The sequence below is a fragment of the Streptomyces sp. GC420 genome (genome assembly GCF_009916105.1).
In the GTDB taxonomy this organism is placed as follows: domain Bacteria; phylum Actinomycetota; class Actinomycetes; order Streptomycetales; family Streptomycetaceae; genus Streptomyces.
In genome coordinates this window covers 1-9808 of record NZ_JAAAXQ010000316.1, presented here as the reverse complement: position 1 = coordinate 9808, position 9808 = coordinate 1, and the positions used below count along the sequence as shown (strand labels likewise).

At 73.9% G+C, this 9808-nt stretch carries 9 protein-coding genes; 4 read left to right on the top strand and 5 right to left on the bottom strand.

Annotated features, from left to right (window positions below; all coding sequences use genetic code 11):
* Positions 1-183: thiamine pyrophosphate-binding protein (locus tag GUY61_RS41330; protein WP_279576872.1), on the top strand; the 183-nt coding region annotated here is incomplete at its 5' end.
* On the opposite strand, the gene GUY61_RS29300 is transcribed toward GUY61_RS41330, so the two are convergent.
* Positions 170-1033 (bottom strand): DUF3017 domain-containing protein, encoded by an 864-nt coding sequence (locus GUY61_RS29300; RefSeq protein ID WP_208106608.1) that lies wholly within the window; start codon positions 1031-1033, stop codon positions 170-172. The two genes, GUY61_RS41330 and GUY61_RS29300, sit on opposite strands and share 14 nt — an antisense overlap.
* Positions 1034-1065: 32 nt before the next feature.
* A complete protein-coding gene (locus tag GUY61_RS29295) occupies positions 1066-1926 on the bottom strand; it encodes a bifunctional methylenetetrahydrofolate dehydrogenase/methenyltetrahydrofolate cyclohydrolase (RefSeq protein ID WP_166633271.1) in 861 nt (286 codons plus the stop codon).
* 244 nt (positions 1927-2170) lie between these two features.
* On the opposite strand from GUY61_RS29295, the gene GUY61_RS29290 reads away from it, so the two are divergent.
* Entirely contained in the window at positions 2171-2938 is a 768-nt protein-coding gene (locus GUY61_RS29290) for an RDD family protein (protein ID WP_166633270.1), read from the top strand.
* Between the two features lie 129 nt (positions 2939-3067).
* On the opposite strand, the gene purH is transcribed toward GUY61_RS29290, so the two are convergent.
* Together purH and purN are read right to left on the bottom strand one after the other, a co-directional pair.
* Complete coding sequence (purH, locus tag GUY61_RS29285; RefSeq protein WP_166633269.1) at positions 3068-4642, bottom strand: bifunctional phosphoribosylaminoimidazolecarboxamide formyltransferase/IMP cyclohydrolase; 1575 nt, start codon at positions 4640-4642, stop codon at positions 3068-3070.
* On the bottom strand, positions 4639-5265 hold the full coding sequence (purN, locus tag GUY61_RS29280; RefSeq protein WP_166633268.1) for a phosphoribosylglycinamide formyltransferase: 627 nt from the start codon (positions 5263-5265) through the stop codon (positions 4639-4641). Before purN ends, purH begins: the two co-directional genes overlap by 4 nt.
* A 243-nt stretch (positions 5266-5508) precedes the next feature.
* Here purN and GUY61_RS29275 point away from each other — a divergent pair, with 243 nt between their 5' ends.
* The gene (locus GUY61_RS29275) at positions 5509-6396 is read left to right on the top strand and encodes a hypothetical protein (RefSeq protein WP_166633267.1); all 888 of its coding nucleotides are present in this window, start codon (positions 5509-5511) and stop codon (positions 6394-6396) included.
* Between the two features lie 516 nt (positions 6397-6912).
* Here GUY61_RS29275 and GUY61_RS29270 read toward each other — a convergent pair.
* The gene (locus GUY61_RS29270) at positions 6913-8895 is read right to left on the bottom strand and encodes a DUF6350 family protein (RefSeq protein ID WP_166633266.1); all 1983 of its coding nucleotides are present in this window, start codon (positions 8893-8895) and stop codon (positions 6913-6915) included.
* A gap of 288 nt (positions 8896-9183) precedes the next feature.
* Between GUY61_RS29270 and GUY61_RS29265 the strand changes: the two genes are divergently transcribed.
* Positions 9184-9808: helix-turn-helix transcriptional regulator (locus GUY61_RS29265; RefSeq protein WP_166633265.1), on the top strand; the 625-nt coding region annotated here is incomplete at its 3' end.

Genomic DNA, 9808 nt, shown 5'->3' with positions numbered 1-9808 from the left:
GGTGACGGGATCAACGGGCTGCTCGCCGCCTGGGGCCGGGCCGACAACCGTCCCCGCTTCGTCCAGTCGCGGCACGAGGAGATGGCCGCACTGCAGGCCGTCGGCTACGCGAAGTTCGGGCGCCGGCGGCTGCCGGCGGTTGCCGGCCATGCCCCGGCAGCGGCCGACCTCAGTGGACGGTGAACTGGACCGCGTCCTCCAGGATCGGCACGTCGAGCCACGGGTTCGGGTGCGCCACCAGCGCCAGCAGCATGATCAGCGTCCCCATCACGCCGTACGTCACGATGTCCGTGAACCGGGAGCGCACCGCCAGCATCCCCACCGAGGGCCGCAGCCAGCGCAGGACGGCCCCGCCGAGCAGGGCCGCACCGATCAGCAGGGTCCCGATGCGGAACACCCCCGCCGCCACCACCAGCAGGCCGACGCCCGCACCGCCCAGCACGGTCAGCAGCGGCCACTGGCGGGCCGGCGCCGGGGCGTCCGAGGGGGCCGCCCGGCCGCCGCCCTCAGGGCGGGCGGTGTCCCTGGTGAAGAGCGGGAAGCGCCGGGTGGCACGCACCGGCTCGCCGTCCGGGCCGGGCGCGCTGACCGCGCCCCTGGCCACCACGGCGTCCTGGTCCACGGCCTCGGCCGGGCCCTTGCCACCGTCACCGCGACGGCTGTCGTCGTCACCACCGTCACCCTCGGCTGCGTCGGTGGCGGCGTCGGCGGCGTCGCTTCCGGCGGCGGGGCCGGGGGCCCGGGTGCCGGCGGCCACCGCACGCGCGGGGCCGGTTCCCTCGCCGTCCCCGGAGGCGGCCCTCGCCCGGTCCGTTCCCCGCCGGCCACTCTCCGCACGGGCGCCGTTCGCCGACGCCCCTGAAGCCCCGGAGCCCTCGGAGACCGCGGACCCGCCGGAGGCACCGGACTCGCCGGAAGCCCCGGAACCGGACACCGGCCCCTCAACGGTCCCGTTCGCGCCGGCCGTACCGGACGGGCCCGGCCGTCCCTCCGGAGGCTCCGTGCCGCCCTTCGCCGCCGCTGCGCTGCTCATGAACTCGCCCTCTCCCCGCCCGCCGGGCCCGGTCAGCCCTCGGCCGCCGCGCGCTCGGCCGCCTCGACGACGTTGACCAGCAGCTGGGCACGTGTCATCGGGCCCACACCGCCGGGGTTGGGGGAGAGCCAGCCGGCCACCTCGGCGACGCCGGGGTGCACATCACCGACGATGCGGCCCTCCTCGTCCCGGCTGACGCCGACGTCGAGGACCGCCGCGCCCGGCTTGACGTCCTCGGGCTTGACGATGTGCGGCACCCCCGCCGCGGCGACGATGATGTCGGCCTGCCTGAGGTGCGCCGACAGGTCCCGCGTACCGGTGTGGCAGAGGGTCACCGTGGCGTTCTCGGACTTGCGGGTCAGCAGCAGTCCGATCGAGCGGCCCACGGTGATGCCGCGGCCGACCACGACGACATGCGCCCCGTTGATCTCCACGCCGTGGTGGCGCAGCAGCTGCACGATGCCGTACGGCGTGCAGGGCAGCGGCCCCGGCACGCCCAGGACCAGCCGGCCGAGGCTCATCGGGTGCAGACCGTCGGCGTCCTTGGCCGGGTCCATGAGCTCGAGCACCCTGTTGGTGTCGATGCCCTTGGGCAGCGGCAGCTGCACGATGTAGCCGGTGCACTCGGGGTTGTCGTTGAGCTCCCGGACGACCGCCTCGATCTCCTCCTGGGTGGCGGTGTCCGGCAGCTCGCGCTGAATGGAGGCGATGCCCACCTGGGCGCAGTCGCGGTGCTTGCCCGCGACGTACCACTTGCTGCCGGGGTCGTCGCCGACCAGCAGCGTCCCGAGACCGGGGGTGATGCCGCGGGCCTTCAGCGCCGCCACGCGGGCGGTCAGGTCGGACTTGATCGCGGCTGCGGTGGCCTTGCCATCGAGAATCTGGGCGGTCATGGGTCCATCCTCGCGGATGCACCCACCAGGGTTCCAATCCACCTCGTTCTGTGCACGTTCTGTCCCTGTCACGTTGCTTTCGCACAACAGACAGCTCCATCGACTGGACAAGGACCGGACGATCCGACAACGATGATCCGCCAGTGCCGCGGGCATGCCGGGGGGCGGTCCACTGATCTGACGATCTTCGATATTCCTCCGCGCGGGCCGCGCGTCCCCGCACATCCAACGGAGGAACCCCGCCATGAGTTTCGGCGACCCGAACAATCCCTACGGCCAGCAGCCGCAGCAGCCCCCGCAGGGTCAGCCCGGTTACGGCTACCCCCAGCAGGGCCAGCCGGGCTACGGCTACCCGCAGGGCCAGCAGCCCGGCCAGCCCGGTTACGGCTACCCGCAGCAGGGCCAGCAGCCCTACGGCGCGTACCCGCAGGCCCCCGGCACCCTTCAGGCCAACAACGGCATGATCAACGTGCACGGTCTCGGCACGGTGCAGATAGCCACGATGGGCCAGCGCTTCCTGGCCCGCCTGATCGACGGCGTGATCATCAGCGTCCTGTACTTCATCGCCGCCGCGATCGGCCTGGCCGGCGCCTTCAACGCCGCCGACGACATCCGGGACTGCTCCGGCATCGACCCGCTGACGCCGGCGTACGAGACCTGTGTCAACGAGTCGCTCAACGACTCGGTCGAGGCGTCCAGTGGCTTCTTCATGGCCTTCCTCGGCGCCATGCTGATCCTCGCGCTCCTCACGCTGCTCTACGAGTGGCTGATGATCTCCTTCCTCGGCGCCACCGTCGGCAAGATGGCGCTGGGCCTGAGGGTCGTCAGGGAGAGCAACGGCCAGGTCCCGGGCCTCGGCGGAGGCTTCATCCGCTACATCATCCCGATCGTCGGCGCCTTCCTCTGCTACATCGGCGCCGTCCTGGTCTTCCTCAGCCCGTTCTTCGACAACTCGGGCAAGCTCCAGGGCTGGCACGACCGTGCGGCCGGAACGCTGGTCATCAAGAAGTGACGTCCGTACGGCGCCGTACGTACGGCGTCGTCCGTACGGCCCGTACGCACACCGGGGGCCGCGCTCCTCTCGCGAGGGGGCGCGGCCCCCGGCCGTCCGCGGGCTCGGTGGAAGGGAGCCGCCCGCGGCTCAGTGGAAGAAGTGGCGGGTCCCGGTGAAGTACATGGTCACGCCCGCCTTCCGGGCGGCCTCGACGACCATCTCGTCACGGACGGAGCCGCCCGGCTGCACGACGGCCCTGACACCGGCCTCGATCAGGATCTCCAGACCGTCGGGGAACGGGAAGAACGCGTCCGAGGCGGCGTAGGAGCCGCTCGCCCGCTCCTCGCCGGCCCGCTCGACGGCCAGCTTCGCCGAGTCGACCCGGTTGACCTGGCCCATGCCGACGCCGACCGAGGCGCCGCCCTTGGCCAGCAGGATCGCGTTGGACTTCACGGCCCGGCAGGCCTTCCACGCGAAGGCCAGCTCCGCCAGCTCCTCCGGGGAGAGGGCCTGGCCGGTGGCCAGCGTCCAGTGGGCCGGGTCGTCGCCCTCGGCCTGGAGGCGGTCCTTGACCTGGAGAAGGGCGCCGCCCTCGATGGGCTTCAGCTCGGCGGGCGCCGCCGGGGCGCCCTCGCAGCGCAGCACCCGGATGTTCTTCTTCCGGGCGAGGATCTCGACCGCGCCGTCCTCGTAGCCGGGCGCCACGATGACCTCGGTGAAGATCTCCGCCACCTGCTCGGCCATCTCCACGGAGACCGGCCGGTTGACGGCGATGACGCCGCCGAACGCCGACAGCGGGTCGCAGGCGTGCGCCTTGCGGTGCGCCTCCGCGACATCGGCGCCGATCGCGATGCCGCAGGGGTTGGCGTGCTTGATGATCGCCACGGCGGGCTCGTCGTGGTCGTACGCCGCACGCCGGGCCGCCTCGGTGTCGGTGTAGTTGTTGTACGACATCTCCTTGCCGTGCAACTGCTCGGCGTCCGCGAGGCCGCCGGTGCCGTCCGAGTACAGCGCGGCGGGCTGGTGCGGGTTCTCCCCGTAGCGCAGCACGTTCTTGCGCTCGTACGTCGCGCCGAGGAAGTCGGGCAGAGCGCCCTCCCCCGCCTCGTCGGCCGGCGCGTAGGAAGAGGCGAACCAGGAGGCCACGGCCACGTCGTACGCGGCGGTGTGCCGGAAGGCCTCGGCGGCGAGCCGCTTGCGCGCGCCCAGGTCGAAGCCGCCGTCCCTGACCGCGGACAGGACGTCGGCGTACCGCTCGGGGCTGGTGACGACAGCCACGGACGGGTGGTTCTTGGCGGCGGCGCGGACCATGGACGGGCCGCCGATGTCGATCTGCTCGACGCACTCGTCGGGCGAGGCGCCCGAGGCGACGGTCTCCCGGAACGGGTAGAGGTTCACGACGACCAGGTCGAAGGGCTCGACACCCAGTTCGGCGAGCTGGTCGCGGTGCGACTCGAGGCGCAGGTCGGCCAGGATGCCGGCGTGGACGCGGGGGTGGAGGGTCTTGACCCGGCCGTCCAGGCACTCGGGGAATCCGGTCAGTTCCTCGACCTTGGTGACGGGGACACCGGCCGCGGCGATCCTCGATGCGGTGGAGCCGGTGGAGACCAGCTGGACGCCGGCCTCGTGCAGGCCGCGGGCCAGCTCCTCGAGGCCCGTCTTGTCGTAGACGCTGACCAGCGCGCGCCGGATCGGCCGCTTGTTCGTACCTTCGGCGGTCACGGGATTGATACCTTTCGTCCCTCAATGCGATAGCCGTGCCGGGCCAGACGCCCCACGACCTCGACGAGCAGCTTGCGCTCGACTTCCTTGATGCGCTCGTGCAGAGCGGCGCCACCGTCCGCGTAGTCCTCGTCCCGCACCTCGACCACACCCTGAGCGATGATCGGGCCCGAGTCGACGCCCTCGTCGACGAAGTGGACGGTGCATCCGGTGACCTTGACGCCGTACGCGAGCGCGTCGCGTACGCCGTGGGCCCCGGGGAAACTGGGGAGGAGGGCGGGGTGCGTGTTGACGAACCGTCCGCCGAAGCGCGCCAGGAACTCCTTCCCCACGATCTTCATGAAGCCCGCCGAGACGACCAGGTCGGGCTCGTGGGCGGCGGTGGCCTCGGTCAGCGCCCGGTCCCACTGCTCACGGGTGGCGAAGTCCTTCACCTTGACGACGAAGGTCGGCAGCCCGGCGCGCTCGGCGCGCGCCAGACCCTCGACCCCCTCACGGTCCGCGCCGACGGCGACGACCTCGGCTCCGTATCCGGTGGGGTCCGCGGCCACTGCGTCGAGCAGTGCCTGCAGATTCGTACCGGAGCCGGAGACGAGTACGACCAGGCGCTTGGGGGTGGCCACGGCGGGGCCCTTTCTCGCGGATGGTGCGGCTTGTACGGTCGTACGAATGCGAGATCGCCCCGTATACGGGGAACTCTACGAAGCCGCCGACCGTCAGCAACGATACCGGCACACCTGGCGGCCCCCGGGGCAAGGGGCAGCGGGCGGGGGGTAGCGTCTGGGGTGCTCACGTCCGTTTGAACACCGCTGTACTCCAGCGAACGTCCACCGACACCACCGACACAAGGGGAAGTCGCACCACCGATGCCGGACCGACGCCGCCGCGCGGCCCTCCGCCTTCCGCTCTCCGACTTCGGTGCCGGGGAGCGCGGGTCACTGCTGCCGCGGGACCGGCAGTCCCCGTCCTCGCCGTCCTCGCCACAGCAGTCCCCGTCCTCGCCGCAGCAGTCCGCTGGGTCGTCGGACTCGCCGGGTCCCCGGTCCGGGGAGTCGGGCTCGCCACAGGACGACAACCCCTTCGCACCCCCGCCGGAGGGCGCCCCGGACCGCCCCTGGCGCCCGCGCCGCCCCGCGCGGGGAGGCTCCGAGGGAACGCGGCCGACCGGGGACTCCGAGGGCCAGGACGGGGAACGCCCCGCCTCGCCCTGGGGGAGCCAGTGGAGCAGGAACCAGCCGCAGCGCGGCAGCGGCGGCTTCGGCAGCGGCCGCCGGGACACCGGAGGCAGCGGCCAGGGCGGCGGGCGGCCCGAGGGCGGCCCGGGGGGAATGCGCTGGGACCCCACGGACCCGGCGCAGCGGCGCGCCCGCTACGCCCTGCTGTCCGGAATGTGGGCGTTCTTCTTCGCCCTGTTCGACATGCCGGAGATCGCCCTGCTGCTGGGGGCGCTCGCGTTGTACTGGTCGATCAGCTCACTGCGCGCCCCGCGCCGCCCGGCGGGTGGCACCAATCCCCCGGGCGGACAGGCCGACCCGTACTCGTCGACGTCCAGGCCCCAGACGTCCGCCGCGATCAGCGGGCTCGTCACGGCGGGCCTGGCCCTCGTGCTCGTGGCCGCGAGCTTCACGCTCAAGCTGGTCTACCAGGACTTCTACACGTGCGTGAACGACTCCCTGACCAAGACCGCCCAGCTCGACTGCAACGACCGCCTGCCGGAGGGGCCGCTGCGCGAGCTGTACGGCGTGCAGAAGTGACGTCCTCACCCGCGTGAGCGCGGGTGGTTCCCGCCTTCCCGCCGCGTGCGTGCGCCGCGACGGGGCTCCGCGCGACGGGGCTCCGGGTGGATTCCCGCTCCGCCGAGTGCCGCCCGGGCTCCCGGGCTCCCGGGCTCCCGGGGGCAGCGTCACGGCGGCGCGTATGCCGACCCCGGGGTCCTCGTGCCCGCTTCTCGTCCCCGCTTGACTCCCCGGGTTCGAGCCCGGCGCACCGCGCATGATCCCGGCAGCTCCGCGCCGCGGCCGCCGGCCGTGCCGAGACGGCGCCCGGGACGGGCATCACCCTGCTGTACGACGGCCGTCCGGGGCACCGACCGGCATCTGCCCCGCGGCACCGACCGGTATCTGCCCCGCGGCACCGACCGGTATCTGCCCCGCGGCGCGGACGCACGCCGACGGCGGCGCCGAGCCCGCCCTCCCTCCGGGTCGCCACCGCGGCCCGAACGCACACCACCCCAGAACCTCGTACGGCGCAGCGACGGGCGAACCCGGCGCTCAGAGCGCCGGTGGCCGGTGGCCGGCGTCCATGACGGAGGGGTCCGGGGCGGAGAGGTCCGGGGCGGAGAGGTCCGGGGCAGAGAGGTCCGGGGCAGAGAGGTCCGGGGTGCCGGGGGACGGGCCCTCGCGTTCCTCACCCGGCGGCTCCGCCGACGCCTCCTTGAGCCAGGCCCAGCGCGCCTCGCGGGCGCCCGGCTCGTGCCAGGGGTCGGTGCCGGTCGGCGACAGTACGTCGTAGGCGTCCAGGCCCCCGGGCAGCCGTTCCTCACCGGCCGTCACGGAGCGCCCGCTCCCGGTTTCCGGACCGCCCGGGGAGCCGTGGCCCCTCCTGTTCCCGCGCCTCAGCCGGATCCTCCCTCGGGTCCTCGGCTTCCGATCCGTCGTCCCGGACTCCCGCCGCTCCGCCTGCTCGTTGCGGTCCCCGTCCTTGCTCCGGTCGGCCTTCTCCTTCCGGTCGGCCTTCTCCTTCCGGCCCGCCTTCTCCTTCCGGCCCGCCTTCTCCCTCCGGCCCGCCTTCTCCTTCCGGTGGCTCCTGGGCTTCCGCCGGGGCTCCGTGACAGCGTCCCCGCCCGCCGGTGCCCCGGTACCGGCCGACGCGGTCACGGCCGCCGCCGACCCAGTCGTTCCCCGGCCCGGCTCCGGCTCCGCCCCGGTCTCGCTACCCGGACCCCACCGACGCAGGCGCAGGGTCGGGTGGAGACGCGCGCGCCGGGTGAAGAGCCTCGCGACGCCCCCGCGTACCACTGACGCGAACCCCCGTGGAGTCGCGCCGACCCCCTGCCGGGGATGCCCCGCACGGAGCGCCCGCTCCCCGCGCCACCGCACGACGAGCGCCACCGGAACACCCGTCACGGTCGTCCACAGCAGTGTCGCGGGCCCCACCTGCCACCACACCGGACCGAATTCCGCGAGGGCGGCCGTTCCCAGCGGTCCCCCGGAGACCGCGGCCGCCGCACCCGTCACCACCGCGCACAGCGTCGCCGCCGCCAGCACGGTCCTGGTCACGGCCCGCCAGGTCCGCCGCTCCGGCGCCTCCTCGGCGGCGGGAACGGCGAAATGCCCGAGCGCCGCCCCGGCGACGACGGGTACCGCCAGCGCCGCCCAGGTCAGCGGCGTACCGCCGGAGGGGCCGTGCTCCGGCGCAGCCGCGAGGAGCGGGAAATACGGCAGCGGCGGCTGCTCCCCCACCACCCCGAAGGGACCGGCCGTCACGCCCGCGGCGAGGGCGAAGCCCGGACCGAGGCCGTAGGCCGCGCCCCAGACGGCCGCGTTCGGCAGCAGGGCGAGTACGAGCACCAGCAGGGCGATGCGGCCGGGCCAGTCCCCCGCGAGCAGAACGTAGGTCTCGCGGGCCTCGCCCGCTCGCCGTACGAGCCCCACCCCGGCGAGCAGCGCTCCACCCCCGAGCAGCGCGACGATCCCGGCGAGCGCGGGCCGGAACGCCGCCGCGAACCCGGCGAACGGCCCGAGAGGCCCCGGTGGGCGCCCGTGGGCCGTCCACCAGGAGACCGCGGCGGTGACGACGACGAGCAGCGGCACCCGCAGGAGGGTGCTGGCCGGCTCGGGGGTGAGCGGCCCGCCCGCGGCGTAGAGGCCGACGCCCGTACAGACCAGCAGGTAGCCGCCGCACACTCCGGCGTGCGCGGTCGGGTCGGACGTCTCGTCGAGCGTGTGCCGCACGGCCCGGTGGACCAGCCACACCGGCAGCGCGAGGAGCAGCAGCGGGGTGAGCCCGACCGGAGCGGGGACTCCGGACAGCGTCTCGGGCCTGACGAGTTCCGCCCCGTGCGCGAGCAGCCACAGCGCGGCGACGACGTGCAGCGCTCCACCCGGGCCGCTGTCGGGGTAGGGCGAGGTGATCCACAGCAGCATGGCGGCCACGGCGAAGACCCCGAGGCCCAGACCCGCGCCGACCGCCCCGTCCAGCAGCGCGGCGGCGACCGAGGGGACGCGGCGGCGTGCCCGCAGCGTCCGGGTCACGTCGGGTGGATACGGCGGCGGATACGACGGCGGATACGACGGCGGGGAGGGCAGCGAAGGGCCCGGGGGGCCGGTCACTCGGGTCACGGCCGCCATGCTGCCAACGACACGCGCTTTATCCGCGTAACAGCGAAATGACCGTTGTGTCGCTCAGTATGCGTTTATACGCAAATCGGCATGGCGCTCCCGGTGAGCGTGATGCCCCCGCTCTCCGCATGCCCCGCTGTCCCCCGACACCGGTATGTCACTTGCTCCCCTGCCTGCGAAAGCCCTCGTGGAGAGGCCACGATGACCGACACCGCCCCCGTTGCGCCTGCGCTGCCCCGACCGAAAGTGCGCCGCAGACTGCGGGTGGCGAGGTCCCTGACCCGGGAGCAGGTCGCGTTCGCCCTCAATGTCACCCCGGAGACCATCCGCTCCTGGGAAGGCGGCCACACCACCCCCCGTGGCCGCAAACGTGTGGCGTACGCGCGTCTGCTGGCCGCTCTGGCCGGCGATCCCGCGGCCCGCGCGAATCCAGCGGATCACACCGGTCCCGCGAATCTCGCGGATCCGGTGATCCGTCCGGTGCGGCCCGTCCGCCGTGCGGCCACGGCCACAGCGGACGGGCCGCGTCAGGTGGCACAGCGGGCGCGGACCGAACCGGCCGGACCCGGCGCGCCGGCTCTGCTCGGCCGACTCCTCCCCCTGCCGGTGCTGGAGATCGCCTGCAGGCCACGCACCACCGCGTTCAGGGGTCCGGTGCTGCCGGGCATGCCCCGCGCGGAAGCACCCGCGTACGCGCGCCGGCCCGTGAACGCGCCTCTGGCCGTGTCCGCGCCCCAGCCCGCGTCCGCGGCCGCCGTGATCAGCAGCGTCACAAGAGCCGTGTCGGCCACGCCTGTCCCCTCGGCCACGGGCACGGTGCCCGGCC